This is a genomic window from Castellaniella sp. (assembly GCF_049651205.1).
Classification (GTDB): domain Bacteria; phylum Pseudomonadota; class Gammaproteobacteria; order Burkholderiales; family Burkholderiaceae_B; genus Castellaniella.
Window position 1 is genome coordinate 1 of the sequence record NZ_JBASBR010000001.1, and the last position, 20,391, is coordinate 20,391.

Below are 20,391 nucleotides of genomic sequence, written 5' to 3' on the forward strand. Positions count from 1 at the left end.
CCACCGCTCGCCTTGGCCAGCACCGTGGTGATGGCCGCCGTCAGTGTCGTCTTGCCGTGGTCAACGTGCCCGATCGTACCGACGTTTACGTGCGGTTTGGTCCGTTCAAACTTACCTTTTGCCATGACTGACTCCTGAAAAAATGAGCGCTGGTCGAAATATTGGTGCCCATGATGCGGATCGATCGCATGACCTCTCCCTTACCAAGGGAGTGCTCTACCACTGAGCCACATGGGCGGTATCTATGTATGTCATCAACAAAAACCCGCTGGAGCGGGTGAAGGGAATCGAACCCTCGTCGTAAGCTTGGAAGGCTTCTGCTCTACCATTGAGCTACACCCGCGATTCGGTATCCCTGCTGATGTGTTTTCTTTGCCAGAGGCCAAGAAAACAAGACCGCTTGGTGGTGGGGGTTGGATTCGAACCAACGTAGGCGCAAGGCCAACAGATTTACAGTCTGCCCCCTTTAACCACTCGGGCACCCCACCGAAGCGAACTTCGAATTATGCAGATATTTTTTTTTCGTGTCAAGCGTTGGCGTCTTGCTGATCCATCACCTGGCCCAAGCCCTGGCGATCCAGCAAAGCGTCAAGGTGCGCCCAGTCGGAAAAGTCGATCACCAGCTGACCACCCTTGCGGGCACCTGTTTTGATGCGCACACGGGTGGCAAGGTGATCGGACAGTGCTTTTTCGAGACGGCCAAGATCACCGCCCCCTGCCCTGGGCTTGGCGCGCGCCACATTGCCCGATTGCGTAAAGACGGCTTCGTCTTCGTCGCGCAAGGCCCGTGCCACGCGTTTTTCGGTTTCACGCACAGACAGTCGCCGGGTAATGACTTCTTGCGCCAAAATGATCTGGCGCGCTGCGTCAGTGGCCAGCAGGGCACGGGCGTGGCCCATGTCGATGTCGCCTGCCAGCAACATGGTTTGTACCGGCTCTGCCAGGTTAAGCAGCCGCAGCAGATTGCTGGTGGCTGACCGCGAGCGACCAATGGCGCTGGCAGCTTGTTCGTGGGTGAGGCCAAATTCATCCAGCAGACGCTTGACCCCATGCGCTTCCTCGAGGGGATTGAGATCTTCGCGCTGGATGTTCTCGATCAAGGCCATCGCAGCGGCGTGTTCGTCGTCAACCTCGCGCACCAGTACAGGCACCTGGGTCAGGCCTGCCAGTTGGGCCGCCCGAAAGCGGCGCTCGCCAGCGATGATTTCGTAGTGCCCCAGCTTGGCCGCCAGTGGGCGCACCAGGATAGGCTGCATGATGCCCTGTGCGCGGATGGACTCCGCCAACTCGTTGAGGGCCCCTTCATCCATGCGGGTGCGCGGCTGGTAGCGCCCCGCACGCAGAACCTTGACGGACAGTTGGTGAGGCGTATCGCTGTCTTGTGTACCGACCTGATCCAGTGCATGACGATCAGCGCCCAACAGAGCGTCTAATCCCCGACCCAAGCCTTTTTTGCGTGTAGCCATAGAGAAATCCTGTGTCTTTGAAGCTGCCTGCGTCAGGCAGCGCGTCGGCGGCCCTTGCCACCAACACGTTTAATCAGTTCTTCGCCAAATTGCAGATACGCCTTGGCACCCCGGGAGGATTTGTCGTACACCACCCCCGGCATGCCATGGCTGGGCGCTTCTGCCAGACGCACGTTTCTGGGAATCATGGTCTTGAAGACCTTGTCGCCAAAGTGTGACTCGAGCTGTTCGGACACCTGTTGCTGCAAGGTAACCCTGGTATCGAACATCACGCGCAGCAGGCCGATGAGCTCGAGCGAAGGGTTGAGATTGCGGAACACCCGCTTGATGGTATTGACCAGATCGGACAGCCCCTCGAGCGCGAAGTATTCGCACTGCATGGGAATAATGACACCATGAGCGCCCGCCAGGCCATTGAGCGTCAGGAGCGACAGCGTGGGTGGGCAATCGATCAGGATGAAATCGTAGTCTTCAGCCACCTGATCCAGCGCACGCTTGAGCTGCGACTCACGATGCTCCATACCCACCAGATCGATCTCAGCACCCGAAAGTTCGCGATTGGAGGGCAGCACATCGTACTGCCCGGTTTCCGAGCGCAGACGCGCTTGTACGACGGTGGCTTCGCCAATGAGCACCTGGTACAGGTTGATATCTGCGGTATTTTTATCAATACCGCTGCCCATGGTCGCATTACCCTGGGGATCGAGGTCGACCAGCAGCACGCGTTGCCTGTGTAGTGCCAGCGCCGCAGCCAGATTGATGGCTGTGGTGGTTTTACCCACCCCACCCTTTTGGTTGGCGATGCAAAAAACCTTGGCCCTTGGTGTTTGGGTTTCAAGCGTCATGGGTTTCCTTCAAACCGAGTTCTAGCAAGCAACGTTGTGCTGACATTTCGGGTACCTGCAGATGGGCCACGGAACGCACTATCCATTGGGTGTTCTTCAGGGCATCGACTTCGTTTTCGGGATACTGGCCTTTCATGGCCCATAATGCGCCGCCTAACGCACAATGATGGGCAGACACCTGAACAAAATCCTGCAAGGACGCAAACGCACGGGAGACCACGATATCCGCTTGCAGGCTATCGAGGGTTTCGATACGGCCGTGAACAGCACGGACATTGCTTAAACCCAGCACTCCGGCGGCCTGGCGGATGAAAGCGGTTTTTTTGCCCACTGCATCAACACACACCACTTGCCAGCCTGGCTCGCAGATCCCCAGAATGATACCCGGTAAACCGCCGCCCGAACCCATATCTGCCACGGAGGTGTCACGGCCCGCCCGGTGCCGCCGCAATATCGGCACAACGGCCAGGCTGTCAAACAGATGCTGAACCAGCATCTCTTCCGGCTGGCGGATGGCCGTGAGGTTATAGGCCTTGTTCCAGCGCTGCAGCTGCTGCAGATAGCCCAGCAGGAGGTCTGCACGATCAGCATCCGCCGCCATATTCAGCGCTGCCAGGGCTGCAGATAAACGGTCGCGGAATTCAGAGAAGTCTGCCGTCATGCCGCTGGCTGGCTTCTTTGTGAGCGCTTCAGGTGCACCAGCAGCAAGGAAACCGCTGCGGGAGTGACACCCGACACCCGGCTGGCCTGCCCCACCGTTGTTGGACGGGCAGTCTGCAGGCGCTGACGTACTTCGTTGGACAGGCCTGAGATATGTGCGTAATCGAAGTCGCCCGGGATGCTTTGACTTTCTTGCGCGTGCTGACGATCGATCTCCAGGCGCTGCCGCTGGACATAGCCCGCGTACTTCACCTGGATGTTGAGTTGTTCGGCCTGCTCGGTATCTGCCAGGCCGGGGCCCGCCAGCGCAACACCCTCGGTACTTTGCAGGGTCATGAGATCGGCATATTGCACATTAGGCCGACGCAGAAGATCCAGCAAACTGGGATGGCGATCCGCGTGCTGGATCGCCAGTTGCTCGCGGTCGTGCGCCGAGAGCACCGCCGGGTTGATCCGGGTTTCTTGCAGCCGCTGCATTTCAGCGGCAACGGCGTCGCGTTTGCGGCAAAAGGCCTCCCAGCGAATGTCGTCCACCAACCCCAGCCTGCGGCCCGACTCTGTAAGGCGCTGATCTGCATTGTCTTCTCGAAGGCTCAGGCGGTACTCCGCCCTCGACGTAAACATTCTGTAAGGTTCTGTAACACCTTTTGTTACAAGATCATCTACCAGGACGCCAAGATATGCGTCTTGCCGGGAAATTGTCCAAGGCTCCCTTCCTTGAGCGCGCAAGGCAGCATTGGCACCCGCCAGCAAACCCTGAGCGGCGGCTTCTTCGTACCCCGTCGTGCCATTGATCTGGCCGGCAAAGAACAAACCTGAAATGGCTTTGGTCTCAAGCCAGGCGTGCAGATGGCGAGGATCGAAGTAATCGTATTCGATCGCGTAACCTGGCCGCATGATGCGTGCATTTTCAAGCCCAGGCAAGCTGCGCACCAGCGCGTACTGCACGTCGAATGGCAAGCTGGTGGAGATCCCGTTTGGATAGATCTCGCATGAGGATGCGCCTTCGGGTTCTAAGAATACCTGGTGGCTGGTTTTATCCGCAAAGCGATGAATTTTGTCTTCAATGGATGGGCAGTAGCGCGGTCCAATCCCTTCGATGGTGCCCTGATCACTGTAAAGCGGTGAGCGGTCAAGACCAGCGCGCACAATCTCATGGGATTGCTCAGTAGTATGCGTGACCCAGCAAGGCACTTGATCTGGGTGCATGTCTGCTCTTCCCAGATACGAGAAAACAGGGACAGGATCTAGATCACCTGCCTGAACCTGCGTTTTCGAAAAATCAATGGTTTTGGCATCAATACGGGGTGGCGTACCCGTTTTAAGACGGCCCTGCGGCAGTTTCAGTTCTTTCAGCCGCTGCCCAAGGCTAGTGGCCGGGGGGTCTCCGGCACGGCCGGCAGCATAGTGAGACAAGCCAACGTGCATCAGGCCATTTAGAAATGTGCCCGCCGTCAGTACCACGGTTTTTGCACGAAACACCAGCCCTATCTGGGTTTTGGCGCCCACAACCCGATCTCCCTCCAAAATCAGATCATCGACAGATTGCTGGAAAATCGTTAGGTTTTCCTGGCTCTGTAATGTCATCCTGATCACACGGCGATATAGAGAGCGATCTGCCTGCGCGCGGGTTGCACGCACAGCAGGGCCCTTGGAGCGATTCAGGATTCTGAACTGGATCCCGGCATGATCTGTGGCCCAAGCCATTGCGCCGCCAAAGGCGTCTATCTCTTTAACCAGATGTCCTTTGCCAATACCGCCAATAGACGGATTGCAGGACATCTGGCCCAGGGTATCGATATTATGGGTAAGCAGCAAGGTAGATGCGCCCATGCGTGCGGCTGCCAGCGCGGCTTCAGTGCCGGCATGACCACCACCGATTACCAACACGTCAAATTCTTCAGAGTAATTCATGAATAAAACCAATAGAGAGTAAGGGTATTATAAAACGGCCTACTCTCAAATCACTATGTTTCACGTGAAACAAGACTGCACTTTTTGCTGAAGCAATAAGGTGCGGAAACGATACATCGCCTAGGAGATGCAGAGAAGCGTTAATAACAACAAAATAGGTCATTGGAGAGATCAAATCTTCCTGCCGGCCGTGCATAAAATTTTGTCTTATCCCAAGGCGCCAATAGATCGCTGCTACCAAAAAATGACGACAAGCTTAGTTTTAAGAGAAACACCTAGCGTTATGCAGAACATCATGAAACCACTTCTCTGTGTGCAGAGGTACTGCCTTGCCCGCAATTGATTCCCTACATTTCCGTGCTGCCATCGATCACGAACATTTGCACATCTAAGCCATGAGACCTGGTGTTTCACGTGAAACATGCCCTATGTCCAGTTAACGGTGAAGCACTTCACGAATCGAAGACGAGCAAATCGTAGTTGTCAGAGGTTTCTATTCACAACTGAAATAGGGTGTGCATCAAAGTCAAACATCCGCCAACACTGATGATAGGGTAGTTTCACGTGAAACATAACCAGCATATAGAAGGCCAAACAATCTTAGGTAAGTAACACCAAAACCCACAGAGCATGCGACACCACAGACGCAAGAATCCGAACCGTATGAAACCTAAAGATTATCGGAACACCCGTGTACCAAAGATATATTGTTCCGTACCACAGAGCCGCCAAGTTATCCCTAGAATCTAGCCAAAAAGGATCCGAACAGCGTGCGATAAATCGACCACAACATAATATTTAAACTTTTGTAAGGGATTGCGACCACAACACAGCGCGCAAAGCACAGAACATACGTCAACACATATATTTCACGTGAAACACAAATCGATGATGCAAATTCCCTAATCGTCGAACCGAGGATAACCATGTGGATAATCGGTGGACAGCCTGTGCAAAACCAGGTAAAACTTTTACGCGTCCAAAAACAAAAGGCACCCGTGAGGGTGCCTGGTGCAGCTAAAGCAAGAAGCCTTACATCGGGCGGATTTCAGCCGCCTGAGGGCCTTTGGGGCCGTCCTTGACTTCGAACTCAACTGCTTGGCCTTCGTTGAGGCTGCGATAACCGCGGCCTTCGATGGCTGAGAAGTGTGCAAATACGTCGGAACCGCCGGCGTCGGGAGTGATAAAGCCGAAGCCTTTCTCAGCGTTAAACCATTTGACTTTGCCCGTTTGAGCCATGATCTGGTACGTCCTAAATAAAAGAAAGATAACAACAATGAATCAAGAACGCGGAAACGGAACAGATCGTGCCTGAGTAGCGGTATGCGACAGGGCAAGCCTACTGCGAGACGTGCGTGCTGCTTGAATTGCATTGCAACAAAGAGAATAACCACGACTACTCGAAAGTCAAATCATAGTTTTCCCTTATGCGAGATTGTATCCGGGCTGGCGAAATTGTGCATAAATAATTGCCTGGAACCCTAGAAAAGTATTTTAAATCCAACATTTATGATCAAAATAGACTCGAAACTACCCTTAGTGGGCGACACCATCTTCAGTGAAATGAGCCAGCTGGCCAGGGCAACCGAGGCCATTAATCTTGGCCAAGGGTTCCCCGATTTCCAACCAGACTCGGATTTGTTGGAGGCAGTATGCAATGCCATCCGGCATGGACCAAACCAGTACGCACCCATGGAAGGCATCCAGACGCTACGCGAAGTGATCAACAACAAGGTTCTGGCACATCAGCAGTGCGAGTACGACACAAACACAGAAATCACCGTGACCTCGGGTGCAACCGAGGCAGTGACCGCGACCATTTTGGCATTGGTACGCCCCGGCGATGAAGTGATCGTGATTGACCCTGCCTACGACATGTATGCGCCTGTCGTGCAACTGGCCGGCGGAATCGTAAGGAGGGCAGCCATGCTGCCGCCCTCAGAAGAACATCCCGGCTTTACGCTGGACTGGAATGCAGTAGCAACCGAATTAAATCCAAGCACGCGGCTATTGATTTTGAACTTTCCACATAACCCGGGTGGGGGGGTGCTGACCGCAGAAGATCTGGATGCGCTTGAAGACTTGGCTCAAAAGTATCCGTTTTTACTGCTGTCCGATGAAGCCTATGAACATATCGTCTTTGATAACCGCCCATATCTCAGCCCGGTTAATCGGCCAAGCCTGGCAGCCCGTTGCGTCTTGATTTCATCCTTTGCAAAAACGCTTCATGCAACTGGCTGGAAAGTTGGTTATTGCTGTGCGCCTGTGGAGATATCAAGGGAAATCAGAAAAGTGCACCAGTTTGCGGTGTATTCGGTTAACACCGCTGTTCAGGCCGGAATAGCCGCCTATCTGCAGGACAGCTCGGTCATTGCACAACTGTCTGCGTTTTACCAACGAAAACGTGATCGCCTGATAGCAGGTTTGCAGGGTAGCAAATTGCGGCCGCTGTTGTGTGAAGGCACGTTTTTTTTACTAGTCGACACAATAGCAGTTGGCAACACATCGGAGAAGGCGTTGGCGATTCGACTGACGAAGGAGGCAGGCGTGGCCAGTATTCCTGTCTCTGCGTTCTATCAAAATCCCAATGCATCTCAGGCCAATCATCACCTGTTGCGTCTGTGCTTCGCGAAGCAGGATAGCACACTGGATTTTGCGATCGAGCGCCTGACCCGCGTTTAGCGGGCGTTGTTGCTGGCAATGTGTATGTTTTGTTTGTTCTTATCTTTTATATCTAACTGATAATAATAATGGAGCCCTGTGGATAAGTGGCATAAGTGAAAAAAATGAGTTCCATCAATGTGTTAGCCGACTTTTTACGGTGGACGAATCTGTGACTGCCTGTTGGATCAATTGGGGATACATTTTGCCAGGTACAACAGAACCCTACTTATGCAACTCTCATCCACATGCCATGCACAAGTTCGGCGCTCTAGAGTTATCCACAGAGTGATTTAAGTGGTGGGAAGCTGCTGGCCGTCATCAAACACGAGCTCGCGCTCGGGCCACATCAGGGCAGCCAGGCGATAACGCCGTGCACTGACTGTGCCCCCTTGCGCTCGCTCGCTCCAGCGGGCACCTACGGAGTAATCCACGCAAAACGCCTGGTGATGATTGCCATGCCAGGCAGTTGGCGTGATGTTCTGGAACAGGCGGCTATAGCGCCAGGCATCCAGCTTTGTAGGGGGTTGAAAAAGCCGCCAGTAGTGCCCAAACACCACAGGGGTAGGGTCTGGGTCCTGATCCCACCAGGCAATCCTGTCGGAGTAGCGCCAGCGGTGGCCTGAGTAAAACGGCTGTGGGCTTCGGGCTTCGATGCCGGATGTGAGCCGCTTGATTGGACTGCAGCGCTGCTGCAGGGATTCAAAGTCTGCAACTGCATCGAGATAAGGAGGTGGATTGTTGGGATCTTCGAGTTCTTTGCCCCAACGCTCATGTTCGGCGATGTAGCGTGCGTGAAGATCATCTTTTTTTGCAAGCTCTTGTATTTTGAGATCGCATTCGTGGATATAGCCCAGAATGGTGCCCAGTGGAACCTGTGCAATGGCTTCTATCGATGCAGCGTCCCAGGCTGCGTGGATGATGCGCAGGCCCGGCATCTGGATGGCCATTGGCAACTGACAGAAAAAGTTGCGAATTGCCGGACGTTGTGACGCGCTTGCCCGCTTAAATGGGGCATAGTGGGGCCTGTCGGCAGCCTCCCGGCTGTCAAAGTACCAACCGGAGCCGTCCTTGGCATCGTGTGCCAGAAGATTGATTTCGTGGTTGCCCAAGATCATCAGGGCACGCCCTTCGTCTACCAGTGACTGCACTCGCTGGATGACAGCGACGCTATCGGGTCCGCGGTCGCAGAGGTCGCCAATAAAAACCAACAGGCGATGCTTGAAAACCGGGTGGTGCTTCAGGTGCTTGAGCAGTGCATCAAGGGCTTCGATCTCGCCATGAATATCACCGATAATTGCCAGCGGTTGTTCTGGAAGCGTGTGGACAAGTGTAGGGTTCATCGGACTATTGTCCGCCCGGGGTGGCTTCTGGACAATGGGCGTAAACCGGGGGCTCCTCAACGGCTGTTACCAACGCTATACTTTCTACGGCCTTCCTAAGGCAGTGCTCATTGTGTCGACGTAGTCTCGTGTTATCCAAACCGGAGACCTGAATGCTGAAAAATTTCAGTGCCAGCACTTGGCCACTGCTACAAAATTTGCGTCAATATCAGGCCAGTGCTCTGCGCCTATTACGTAAAGCACGAAGCGGCCCTGCTGCCAGCCTGTTTTTAAAAGAATGGTTGGTACGTCCAGGGGCTGTCGGTGCTGTGTGGCCAAGCTCGGGACAGCTGGCTCGCCTGATGGCAGCACAAATTTCCCAGACGGGTGACGGCTTGATTGTCGAGCTGGGGGCCGGTACCGGGGTAGTTACCCAGGCATTGCTGGATGCCGGCGTCCCAGCCAACCGCCTCTGGGTGGTCGAGCAATCCCCCGCATTTGTTCAGCACCTGCGCCATCGGTTCCCCGCGCTGACGGTGGTGGGGGGCGACGCAGCCGATTTACAGGCATTGCTGCCTGCCAATATGCATGTGGACGCCATCGTATCCAGCCTGCCTTTGCGTTCCTTGCCGGCCAATATGGTTGCAGATGTGGTTTTGCAATGGCGTGCCTGTTTGTCGCCAGGGGCCAATGTGGTGCAATTTACCTACGCGTTGTGGGGCGCTCAAGAGGCTTTGGCCGACGGCTTCAGCCAACAATCCGTGCGCTACGCCTGGCTTAACGTGCCGCCCGCACGGGTGTGCTGTTATCGGCGAGAACAGGCAGATATTGGATTGCCGCAAGTGGGCCGCTTGCCTGATTAGGCCGCGGCCAATGGGGCGGGTGTTTGCTGGCGCTTGATCAATAAGGCAATGACTGCAGCAATCAGCCCGGTGGCACCCGACAACACAAAGGCGGTCAGGTAGCTGCCGGTAGAATCGCGCATATAGCCGCCCATCCATGCTGCGGTTGCAGCGCCTATTTGATGCCCGGCCACAATCCAGCCAAACACCACGGGTGCGTCGCGGTCACCAAAGGCGTCTGTGGCCAGACGCAGGGTTGGCGGTACCGTGGCGATCCAGTCGAGCCCATAAAAAATAGCAAAGATCGACAAGCTGTAGAGTGAGAAATCGCTATAGGGCAGCAAGATCAGCGAGATGCCGCGTAGTCCGTAATACATGCACAGTAATTTGCGCGGATCGTAGCGGTCGGTAAGCCACCCCGAGGCCGTGGTACCCACCAGATCGAAAACACCCATCAGTGCCAGCAATCCGGCTGCCTGAACCGGCAAGATGCCGTGATCACCACACATGGCGATCAGGTGTGTGCCTACCAGGCCGTTAGTGGTGAAGCCGCACACCCAAAAGGTGGCAAACAAAAACCAAAATGTTTGCGTGCGTGCTGCCCTGCCCAGTGCGCCAAACGCAGAGGCCAGTAAACCTATTTTGGGTGTGGTTGGGGCAGGGGGTAGATCGGGATTACTGCCATAGGGCAAGAGCCCAACATCCGCGGGCTGGTTGGGTACAAAATACCAGGCCAGAGGCAGCATCAGCAGCATGGCAAACGCCACGGCCCAGACGGCCCAGCGCCAGTCGCCGGAAGATGCCAGGGCAGCCAGCAGGGGTAAAAAGATCAGGTTGCCTGTGGCGGTACTGGCCGTCAGGATGCCCATGGCCAGGCCACGGTGCTTTGTAAACCACCGATTGGCAATGGTGGCGCCTAGCACGGCTGCCACGGCACCAGACCCTACACCCGAGAAAAAGCCCCACAAGACGATCAGGTGCCAGGTTTGGCTCATGTATGCGCTGGCGGCGGATGAACCTGCCATCACCAACAGAGCACCCAGCAAGACACGCCGCAAGCCGAAATGATCCATGGCCGCTGCCGCAAAGGGCCCGACCATGCCATAAAAGAAGATGCCGATCGCTGCTGCCAGCGAAGTGATGTTGCGATTCCAGCCAAAAGCTTGTTCAAGGGGGTCGAGCAACACGCTGGGGGTGGCTCGCAAGCCCGCAGAAAACAGCAGGCACAGAAAAATTACGCCCACAACAACAAAGGCGTAACGCTGTCCCAAGCGGTGGATAAGATTTGCAGGCATGGCTGAGTCAGGGGGTGGGGAGGCTTTGGGAGTCAAGGTCTGCATGGGCAAACTGTTGATCTGGGCGTCACGGAAAGTTTTTGTGTGGGCCTTGGGGCGTCTGGAAAATTCATACACCGGGATGTTAAGTGAAAGTTAGAAATGCCGCTTGTGCCTGGTTCCGACACAATACTTCAGGGCGCCAAATTATCTAATAAGGTCGAAGCCAAAAAACTGTAGCGAGGAGAAAAGTCAGGGTTTTCCTGGAGTTACGCCCTCATACTTAAAATTAGTTTCCTTAAAGCCATGGCTGCATCAGAGCCTGGTATTGCATTGTTTGCCTGAAGAAGCCCACAGGTGTGGGGAACTACAACAACTGGAGACGCCGTCATGAAGACTTTCAGCTTCAAATTTGCGCTTGCGACATCATTCTTGTGTGCAACTGCTTTCGCGGGCCCGACCCAAGCTAAGCAAATCTGGGATATGCCGAATGAATACAACGACACCTCCCTGCCTGCGGAGGCCCAACGTGCCTTTGGGGATGTACTGATGCGAGAAACCAAGGGTGAGATCGTCATCAAGAATCAGTTTGGTGGCTCTATGGGATACCGTTCCCAAGACCAATTTGACATGGTGGGGTCGGGTGCTGTGCCCATTGCAAATTCCAATATCACAACTTTGGGCGGTATCAACTCTTATTTCTTGTTGTCCTCGCTTCCTTTTCTGGCTAATTCAGCACAGGAAGCTAAGAAGCTTTGGGAAATTTCCAAGCCTTACTATCAAAAAATATTCGATCAGAACAACCAGGTGCTGTTGTATGCAACACCCTGGACACCGGCTGGCCTCTGGTCCAAGACACCGGTCAAGTCACTGAATGACTTCAAATCACTCAAGATTCGTACCTGGGATGCTACGGGTACACAAACTCTCATCAATGCGCATGCTAATGCGGTTCAACTCAATTGGGGTGATGTTGTTCCTCAGTTGGCTGCTGGTGGTATTGATGCGGTACTCACTTCCACAGAGGGTGGATCCAATGCCAAGTTTTGGGAACACCTGAAGTATTTCACAAGCCTTAACTACTCCATGTCGCTCAATGTCACTCATATGAACAAGGACGTTTACAACGACCTGAGTGATGATCAGAAAAAAGCGATCGTCGACGCATCTCTGAAAGCTGAGGCTGTTAGTTGGGAAGGGGTAGTCAAACGCCAGGAAGGCAATTTTGTCGAGATGGCAAAGGAAGGCGTGCACATCCAGAAAACAGCGCCTGCAGACATCATGCAAGCGCTGACTTCTGCAGCCAAGCCCATTATTGATAGCTGGATGCAAAAAACAGGTGCAGATGGCCAGAGCACGCTGGATGCTTACTACACCGCCATTGGGCGCAAACACTAAAACTACGAAGGCAGTCACCATGATCCGATATTTTTGTGACCGCTACATATCCTTGACGGCACGGGTGTCTGTGTTGGGCGCCTGGGTGAGTGGTCTGCTGCTGGTTTATTCCGTGGGTCATATCCTGCTTGATATTGTCTTGCGCGTGGGCTTTGGTACGTCCACGCACACGATGGACGAATTGGTGGGGTATGCCATTGGCGCCACTATTTTTTGGTCATTGGCATATGCCCAGACGCGTGATGGATTGATTCGGGTCACGTTGATCCCCGCCTTGCTAAAGAGTGAAAACAGTAAAAAGTGGCTGGACGCTGTTGGTCTTGTGTTGGCTTTGCTGACGGCAATTTTCCTGGCGTATTTCATGACTCGTATTGCGCATACGAATTTTCTGAATGGCAGACGCAGCATTGGTATGGCGCAAGTCCTTATCTGGATGCCACAAACCTTCATGCTTCTGGGCCTATACGCCTTTATTTTGCAAACGTTCGCGTCCATCCTGGCACTCTTCATCACGCCTTCCCAGGCCCGTTAATAAGGCAAGCTCATGGATCCGCTCTTTGTTGTTATCTCCGTCCTGGCGCTTGTCCTGTTTTTCCTCGGATTGGGTGTCTATGTATTTATTGGCTTGCTCCTGGTGAGTATTTTCAGCCTGCATTTCATACTGGATTTTTCGTTCTTTCGAATCGGCACGATTATGGCCACCATTCTTAATCGTGCCTCGACATCCTGGGAGCTGTCAGCTATCCCGTTATTTGTCTGGATGGGCGAGATGATGTTTCATACGGATATCTCCTCGAGGCTGTTCAATGGCCTGTCACCAATGGTCAGGCGCGTGCCGGGGGGCTTGCTGCATACCAATGTGATTGGTTCGGCACTTTTTGCGTCCATCAGCGGCTCCAGTGCGGCTACTACGGCCACAGTTGGCCAGATTACGTTGGCTGAGCTCGATAAGCGTGGTTACTCGCGCCAGTTGGCTTTTGGTTCCCTGGCTGGGGCAGGCAGCCTGGGGCTACTGATCCCGCCCTCCATAGTCATGATTGTTTATGGCGTCCTTGCGGAGGTATCCATTTCGCGGCTCTTCGCTGCGGGAGTGTTTCCCGGCATTATGCTGGCCCTCATGTATTCCGGCTATATCGCGGTTGCGTGCCTGGTGAAGCCCCAGCTTGCGCCCAGCGATCCGACGCCGGTCAGCCTGCTGGAAGTAATCAGAGGTATTGGCCAGCTGTTGCCGCTGATTGCTCTTATGGCAGTTGTTTTGGGCTTGATCTATACAGGTATCGCAACGCCGTCGGAATCCGCCGCCATCGGGGTAGCCAGTACGTTGCTGCTCATTGTGCTGACCCGGCAATTTAATCTGGGCGTCATGCGCAACGCGCTGCTGTCGTCCATCGTCACCTCATGCATGATCACCTCGTTGCTTATTTCGGCGGCCTTCTTGTCCACAGCCATGAGCTACCTTCATGTACCGCAGAACGTGGCAGCGCTCATCACTACGCTGGATTTGTCGCCTGGCGGCCTAGTCTTGGTGATGGCGGTGTTCTACCTGCTGTTGGGTATGTTCCTGGATGGTATCTCGATTACGGTCATGAGCCTGCCCATCACTTTGCCACTGATGGTCAGTGCCGGATTTGATCCTGTCTGGTTTGGTGTGTTTATGGTCATCATGATCGAGATGGCGCAGATTACGCCCCCGGTGGGTTTCAATCTGTTCATTATCCAGGGCATTTCAAAAGCAAGTATCGCCTCAGTGGTAAGGGCTTCCGTACCCTTCTTTTTCATCATGTGTGCAGCAACCATCATTTTGCTGTACTGGCCCGATATTGCACTTTGGTTACCGAACAACCTGTACGGCAAGTAATTCAAGACATCACATTTATTTTTGACGAAAGGAAAACTGATTATGTGGCAATTCTGGGTGGATCGAGGTGGTACCTTCACCGATATCATTGCAAAAAAACCGGATGGCACAATTCTCTGCCATAAAGTGCTGTCTGAAAACCCTGAGCATTACCGTGACGCAGCGGTCTATGGCATCAAAGAGATTTTAGGAGTCGCTCAGAATGAAGTGATCCCTGAGGGGCTGATCGAAGTCGTGCGAATGGGCACGACGGTAGCGACAAACGCCTTGCTGGAACGCAAGGGAGATCGCACGCTATTCGTGACTACACGCGGGTTTGGAGATGTGCTGCGCATCGGTTACCAGAACCGGCCCCATATTTTTGATTTGCATATCGTGCTGCCCGAAATGCTCTACGAGCGTGTGCTTGAAGCCCAGGAACGAGTGGATGTGCAAGGCACTGTGTTGCAGCCACTTGATGAGGCTGTTGCACGCAAAGGCTTGCAAGCTGCCTACGATGATGGCATCCGTGCAGTAGCTATTGCGCTGATGCACGGCTATCAATATCCTGCGCACGAAAAACGCCTGGCCGCGCTGGCCCGGGAGGTTGGTTTTACGCAGATCTCGGTCAGCCATGAAGTAAGCCCGCTTATGAAGCTGGTGCCACGGGGCGACACGACCGTAATGGATGCCTACCTATCGCCAATTTTGCAGCGCTACGTGCAGCAAGTGGCGGGTGAACTGGATAAGGATCGAACACCTGATCAGGCCACACGCCTCATGTTCATGCAATCCAGCGGTGGGCTGGCCAGTGCCGAACACTTTCGCGGTAAGGATGCCATTCTCTCGGGCCCGGCTGGTGGCGTGGTCGGGATGGTGAGCACCGCGCATCAGGCTGGGTTTGACACGCTGATTGGTTTTGATATGGGTGGCACATCAACCGATGTCACCCATTATGCTGGTGAATTCGAGCGTTCTTTCGAAACAGAAGTGGCTGGTGTGCGCATTCGTGTGCCGATGATGAGCGTCAACACCGTGGCTGCCGGTGGTGGATCCATCCTGCACTTTGATGGTGCCCGCTATCGGGTGGGCCCTGATTCGGCGGGTGCTGATCCAGGGCCGGCATGCTATGGCAGGGGTGGGCCGCTGACGGTGACGGACTGCAATGTCATTCTGGGGAAAATCAACCCGGCGTACTTCCCGCGCGTGTTTGGCCCTGACGCCAATCAGCCGTTGGATCAGGCTATTGTCCGGAAAAAATTTACCGAACTGGCTCAAGAGATTGCGCGAGCCACCGGAGGCGCACCGCGCAGCCCTGAAGAAGTGGCAACCGGATTCCTGCGAATTGCTGTTGCCAACATCACCAACGCCATCAAGAAAATATCGGTTCAGCGCGGCTACGATCTGTCGGATTACACCTTGAACTGCTTTGGTGGCGCCGGCGGCCAGCACGCTTGCCTGGTGGCAGATGCCTTGCGCATGAAACGGGTTTTCCTGCATCCGTACGCCGGTGTGCTCTCGGCCTTTGGCATCGGCCTAGCGGATGTACGCAGTATTCATAATCGGCAAGTAAATAGCCCGTTTACGAAAGAAGGCCTGGTTGCGTTGCAGAGTGCAGTTGATGATCTGGCCAACCAAGCCCGAGCCGAGCTCGTGGAGCAGCAAGTGGGCGATCGGCCAACCGAACAATTGGTCAGTTTGCACCTGCGTTATGCCGGAAGCCATCAGGCTATTCTGGTTGAGCTTGCCACCCTGGGGGCCATGCAAGCCAGCTTTGAATCCTTGCATCAGCAGCGCTATGGCTTTTGCACACCTGATCAGGACATCATCATCGATGCGCTTACTGTCGAAGCAATTGCGCATAATCCGGAAATCGCTGATCAGGCAGAGGCCATATCCAACAACCTGCCACTGCCGAGCAGTGAGCAGATCTCTATGGTGTCGGCTGATCAGCGCGTGCAAGCGCCCTTGTATCAGCGTGCGGATCTGCATCCCGGGCATCACGTTGATGGGCCCGCCATTATTGTGGAGCCTACAGGCACCAACGTTGTCGAAGCCGGGTGGCGCGCAACCATGAACGAATTTCGGCACCTGATCCTTACCCGGGTGGTGCCGTTGCCAGAGAGCGAGCATGTCGGTACGGATGCTGATCCCGTGATGCTTGAAGTCTTTAATAATCTGTTCATGTCGGTTGCTGAGCAAATGGGTGCAACCCTTGCCAACACTGCCTATTCAGTCAATATCAAGGAGCGCTACGATTTCTCCTGCGCCATCTTCGACCCGGAGGGAGGGCTGGTTGCCAATGCACCACATATTCCCGTGCATCTGGGGTCGATGGGGGAATCGGTACGGGCCGTTGTTACACGCAACCAGGATTCTATCCAGCCAGGCGATGTGTTCATGCTCAATGATCCGTTCGTGGGAGGCACTCATTTGCCGGATATCACTGTCGTGACGCCGGTGTTTGACGAGAACGGGAAAGATATTTTGTTTTACGTCGCTTCGCGTGGCCATCACGCCGATATTGGCGGTAAGACACCTGGCTCGGCGCCTCCGGACAGCAGGACAATTGACGAGGAAGGGGTAGTTATTACCAACTTCAAGCTGCTGGAGCATGGGCAGCTGCGCGAACAGGCCTTGCGTGAGTTGTTGGGTTCGGGGCGCTATCCTTGCCGTAATCCGGACCAGAACGTGGCCGACCTGAAGGCGCAGATCGCTGCCAATGAAACCGGTGTCCGTGAAATCATGAAGGCCGTCAGCCATTTTGGGCGTGATGTGGTGCATGCATACATGCTGCATGTACAAGACAACGCGGAGGAATCCGTACGCCGCGTCATTGGCAAGCTTAAGGATTCGCATTTCAGCTATGCCCTGGATAACGGCAGCGTCATCCATCTGGAAATTCGCGTGAAACCAGAGAGCCGCGAAGCCGTCATTGATTTCACTGGCACAACTGCACAGGTGGATGGCAACTACAACGCGCCTGCGTCGGTATGCAAATCAGCAGTGCTTTACGCCTTTCGAACGCTTGTAGCTGATGATATTCCATTAAATGAAGGTTGCCTGAAGCCTCTGAAAATCATCACTCCAGAAGGTTCCTTCATCAACCCCTTGCCCCCAGCGGCTGTTATGTCAGGCAATACGGAGGTGTCGCAAGCGATCACCGAAGCCCTATATGGTGCATTGGGTATATTGGCTGGCTCACAAGGCACCATGAATAATTTTGTGTATGGCGATGAGGTCTACCAAAATTACGAAACGATCTGCGGGGGTACCGGTGCTGGGCCAGACTTCGATGGTGCCAGTGCCGTGCATAGTCACATGACCAACACCCGGATGACAGATGCAGAGGTGGTCGAGTGGCGTTACCCCGTTCGGGTTGAGGAGTTTTCCATCCGGCATGGTTCAGGAGGTGCAGGACAGCACCATGGTGGTGATGGCGTTGTGCGTAAGGTGCGGTTCTTGCGTCCGATGACAGCGACGGTGCTGACTTCGCATCGAAGTACCCAGCCCTTTGGTGTCGGCGGAGCCGAGCCTGGACAGGCAGGCAAAAACTATGTGGTGCGTTCTGATGGCCGCGTTGAGGTGTTGGGCACCAACGATGAGGCGGATATGCAGGTGAATGACCTGTTTGTCATCGAAACGCCGGGAGGAGGTGGCTACAACGTGTGATCGTAGCCTGCAATTATTGCGGGCTGAGCTTTACAGAGCCGGCGCACTTAGTGCGCCGGTGTTACATCAATCGCGTCAGCAGCGATGTCCGGCAGGTGCTTTCGAAGTTGTGGAAGCACATCATTCATGACGATATAGCGGGTGACGTCTTCGACCTGCCGGGCCAGGGCCTGCCATTCACCGACGCGGCTTAAGCAGAAGAAACCACGCGAGCCCAGTTTACTTGGTGTAAGCGGCATCACCTGGAGTTGATCCAGATAATGGCGTGCTTGCCATAGGCACAGGGGCGTGGTGACAGCGTAGCCTTCTCCTGCACTGACCAGGTCCAGGATGGGGTCGGTGGCATCAAATTCATATTTGAGCGGTGCTTGTATGCCGATATGTAGCAGGTAGCGTTCGATTTGTTGGCCAATGACGGAGCGCCGTGAATACCGCATAAGTGGCAGCTTGGCCAGTGTGGCCATGGTGGGTGCACGCCCCTCAAGCAGTGATTTTCCCACTACCGCCACAAATTGTTCGGAAAACAGAAAACGTTGCGTGATCCGGGTATCCGTTAACGGTGAAACCGTGCAAATGGCGATGTCCAGTTCTCGTTGCTCCAGGGCGCCCGATAAACCGGGCGTTAAACCGGACCACAGAGAGACTTCGCGCACCCGGTTGCTGAGGGCACGCACCAGTGGGCCGCCGCATGCGCCTGTAAATGAGTCGACGCATCCCATGCGTACGATCGCCTGTTGCGATTGATCTGATAGGCGGCCCGCTACTGACTGGGCGTGCGCCAGGAGATCCTTTGCCATATCCAGCAGCAACAATCCTTGGGCCGTGGGCCGGAGAGGCCGGAAATCGCGATCGAACAAAGTCATGCCGCTTTGTTTTTCCAGTGCTTTGATGAGCTGGCTGGTGGCGCTTTGGGTGACTTGCAGCGTGCGCGCTGCATCCGCCATGGACTGTGCCTCGCATACAGCCACAAAAGCACGCAGGGAATGAAGATCAAAGGGATACGGCGTCATCGAATACACCCTGACTGAAGCACTGCTTAAGTTTCTCTCACTAAGTAAACCTGCGCGAAACCCAGGACTACGCTGGTTGTAATTATTAAACCTACGGGGATGAACTCCATGTCGCGCCACCCACTCTATCCTATTTACGAAAACAACTCGGGATGGAATCAACTACTGCCACCGCGTGAGCCAAGGCAAATCCAGAAGCCAGATAGCCAGTACGCCTACGTGGTAGTGGGCGCCGGCTATACAGGTATGGCAGCTGCGCGGCGTCTGGCTGAACTTAATCCCGACGAAGAGATTCTACTGTGCGATGCTGGGGTCGTCGATTCAGGTTCCTCCGGGCGGAATTCCGGTTTTATGATCAGCGAACCTCACGTTGCCCGTGCCAGCCATGAAAGCCGCCAATTATTTGCTCAGCGCACGCATAAACAACTGCGGCTATATCAGACAGGTGTGCAGGCTCTGGAATCACTTGTCAAACAGCACCAGATTGATTGCGATTGGCAGGCAGTCGGAAAATATCATGCGGCGGCTACTGCACAGGGTGCGGAGCATCTGCGTGAATATCTGGACGGATTTCAGGAATGGGGTGTGGAGTGTCGAGAGCTAAGTGCTGGAGAGCTTGCACACGACCTTGGAACGCGCTATTACGACTATGGTTATTGGACCTCACACAACGTACTGATCCAGCCGGCAGCGCTGATCCGTGGGTTGGCTGATCATTTGCCGGAGAATGTTCATCTTAGCGAAAACACGCCGGTTACCGCAATTTCGGCGACTGCTGACGGTGCAGAGGTTCATATTGGCGCCCATTCTGTGCGCACGCGTGCCGTTATGCTGGCTACTAACGGATTTCTCAAAGAGCTGGGATTTTTGCGGGATCGTCTGGCCATTATCTATACATATGCGGGTCTTTCGCCTGAGCTGAGCGCGGAAGATATTGCACGCAGCGGTGCGGTAGAAAACTGGGGTATCTTGCCTGCCCACAGATTAGGGACAACATTGCGGCGCATCCATGGCAACCGTTTTCTGGTGCGTACCAGTTACTCATACGAGAAGGCAAGCCCGTTGCCTGAGGTTGAGGCGCTGCTGCGAGGCCGTTATGTGAGTCGCTTTCCACAACTGTCTGACCACAGTTTTGAATCCGTTTGGGGAGGAACCACCGCACTCACCAGAAACGGCGCGTTCTACCTGGGCCAGCCTGCAAAGAATGTCTTTGCCGCGGTCGGTTGCAATGGCGTGGGTATCCTGAAGGGGACGGTCTACGGGCAACTGATGGCGGAAATGGCCATGGGTGGGCAGTCAGACTTGCTGAGCGACGCCTTGAGCCTGGCGGAGCCTTCCTGGCTGCCACCAGAGCCACTGCGTAGCCTGGCAATACATAGCGCCATTCGGTTTGAGCGCTGGCGGGCTGGTAAAGAGATGTGAATGTCAACAAGGTAGGGGCATTGCTGTGAACTGGCTGTAGATATCCAGCGAAGCCAGTGTGCCCCGTC

Annotated in this window: 16 protein-coding genes and 3 tRNA genes; 7 read left to right on the forward strand and 12 right to left on the reverse strand. The window is 54.5% G+C overall.

The features are described 5' to 3' along the window. The 9 genes from WA928_RS00005 to WA928_RS00045 all read right to left on the reverse strand — a co-directional run. A partial coding sequence (locus WA928_RS00005; RefSeq protein ID WP_424298128.1) for a GTP-binding protein occupies nt 1–125 on the reverse strand: 125 nt, incomplete at its 3' end. A gap of 37 nt (nt 126–162) precedes the next feature. Beyond that, nucleotides 163–237: transfer RNA gene (locus tag WA928_RS00010), tRNA-Thr, on the reverse strand. Nucleotides 238–269: 32 nt separating this feature from the next. Further along, a tRNA-Gly gene (locus WA928_RS00015) sits at nt 270–343 on the reverse strand. A gap of 58 nt (nt 344–401) precedes the next feature. Beyond that, nucleotides 402–488: transfer RNA gene (locus WA928_RS00020), tRNA-Tyr, on the reverse strand. A 39-nt stretch (nt 489–527) separates the two neighbouring features. Beyond that, entirely contained in the window at nt 528–1,466 is a 939-nt protein-coding gene (locus WA928_RS00025; protein WP_424298068.1) for a ParB/RepB/Spo0J family partition protein, read from the reverse strand. Nucleotides 1,467–1,498: 32 nt separating this feature from the next. Next, nucleotides 1,499–2,311, reverse strand: a complete 813-nt coding sequence (locus WA928_RS00030) for a ParA family protein (RefSeq protein ID WP_350381302.1) — start codon at nt 2,309–2,311, stop codon at nt 1,499–1,501. Next, complete coding sequence (gene rsmG / locus WA928_RS00035) at nt 2,301–2,972, reverse strand: 16S rRNA (guanine(527)-N(7))-methyltransferase RsmG (protein WP_424298070.1); 672 nt, start codon at nt 2,970–2,972, stop codon at nt 2,301–2,303. Before rsmG ends, WA928_RS00030 begins: the two co-directional genes overlap by 11 nt. Further along, complete coding sequence (mnmG, locus tag WA928_RS00040) at nt 2,969–4,885, reverse strand: tRNA uridine-5-carboxymethylaminomethyl(34) synthesis enzyme MnmG (RefSeq protein ID WP_424298072.1); 1,917 nt, start codon at nt 4,883–4,885, stop codon at nt 2,969–2,971. Before mnmG ends, rsmG begins: the two co-directional genes overlap by 4 nt. Nucleotides 4,886–5,917: 1,032 nt before the next feature. Continuing rightward, the gene (locus tag WA928_RS00045) at nt 5,918–6,124 is read right to left on the reverse strand and encodes a cold-shock protein (RefSeq protein WP_350381297.1); all 207 of its coding nucleotides are present in this window, start codon (nt 6,122–6,124) and stop codon (nt 5,918–5,920) included. A 270-nt stretch (nt 6,125–6,394) separates the two neighbouring features. Here WA928_RS00045 and WA928_RS00050 point away from each other — a divergent pair, with 270 nt between their 5' ends. Continuing rightward, nucleotides 6,395–7,567 carry a methionine aminotransferase gene (locus tag WA928_RS00050; protein ID WP_424298075.1) on the forward strand — a complete coding sequence of 391 codons (1,173 nt, stop codon included), beginning with the start codon at nt 6,395–6,397 and terminating at the stop codon, nt 7,565–7,567. A 272-nt stretch (nt 7,568–7,839) separates the two neighbouring features. Here the strand turns inward: WA928_RS00050 and WA928_RS00055 are convergent, their stop codons facing one another. Further along, nucleotides 7,840–8,889 carry a metallophosphoesterase gene (locus tag WA928_RS00055; RefSeq protein ID WP_424298077.1) on the reverse strand — a complete coding sequence of 350 codons (1,050 nt, stop codon included), beginning with the start codon at nt 8,887–8,889 and terminating at the stop codon, nt 7,840–7,842. A 152-nt stretch (nt 8,890–9,041) separates the two neighbouring features. On the opposite strand from WA928_RS00055, the gene WA928_RS00060 reads away from it, so the two are divergent. Further along, entirely contained in the window at nt 9,042–9,731 is a 690-nt protein-coding gene (locus WA928_RS00060; RefSeq protein WP_424298079.1) for a class I SAM-dependent methyltransferase, read from the forward strand. Here WA928_RS00060 and WA928_RS00065 read toward each other — a convergent pair. After that, a complete protein-coding gene (locus tag WA928_RS00065) occupies nt 9,728–11,005 on the reverse strand; it encodes an MFS transporter (protein ID WP_424298081.1) in 1,278 nt (425 codons plus the stop codon). The two genes, WA928_RS00060 and WA928_RS00065, sit on opposite strands and share 4 nt — an antisense overlap. 369 nt (nt 11,006–11,374) lie before the next feature. Between WA928_RS00065 and WA928_RS00070 the strand changes: the two genes are divergently transcribed. Genes WA928_RS00070 through WA928_RS00085 form a run of 4 tightly spaced genes read left to right on the forward strand, consistent with a single transcriptional unit; the run spans nt 11,375 to nt 17,891 of the window. After that, complete coding sequence (locus tag WA928_RS00070) at nt 11,375–12,382, forward strand: TRAP transporter substrate-binding protein (RefSeq protein ID WP_424298083.1); 1,008 nt, start codon at nt 11,375–11,377, stop codon at nt 12,380–12,382. 19 nt (nt 12,383–12,401) lie between these two features. Continuing rightward, nucleotides 12,402–12,914, forward strand: coding sequence for a TRAP transporter small permease subunit (locus WA928_RS00075; RefSeq protein ID WP_424298085.1), 513 nt, complete (start codon nt 12,402–12,404; stop codon nt 12,912–12,914). A gap of 12 nt (nt 12,915–12,926) precedes the next feature. Then, nucleotides 12,927–14,240, forward strand: a complete 1,314-nt coding sequence (locus WA928_RS00080) for a TRAP transporter large permease (protein ID WP_424298087.1) — start codon at nt 12,927–12,929, stop codon at nt 14,238–14,240. A gap of 39 nt (nt 14,241–14,279) precedes the next feature. Then, the gene (locus tag WA928_RS00085) at nt 14,280–17,891 is read left to right on the forward strand and encodes a hydantoinase B/oxoprolinase family protein (protein ID WP_424298130.1); all 3,612 of its coding nucleotides are present in this window, start codon (nt 14,280–14,282) and stop codon (nt 17,889–17,891) included. A 47-nt stretch (nt 17,892–17,938) separates the two neighbouring features. Here the strand turns inward: WA928_RS00085 and WA928_RS00090 are convergent, their stop codons facing one another. After that, on the reverse strand, nt 17,939–18,901 hold the full coding sequence (locus tag WA928_RS00090) for a LysR family transcriptional regulator (RefSeq protein WP_424298089.1): 963 nt from the start codon (nt 18,899–18,901) through the stop codon (nt 17,939–17,941). A 108-nt stretch (nt 18,902–19,009) separates the two neighbouring features. Here WA928_RS00090 and WA928_RS00095 point away from each other — a divergent pair, with 108 nt between their 5' ends. Then, a complete protein-coding gene (locus WA928_RS00095) occupies nt 19,010–20,323 on the forward strand; it encodes an NAD(P)/FAD-dependent oxidoreductase (RefSeq protein WP_424298091.1) in 1,314 nt (437 codons plus the stop codon). The last annotated feature ends 68 nt before the right edge of the window (nt 20,324–20,391 follow it).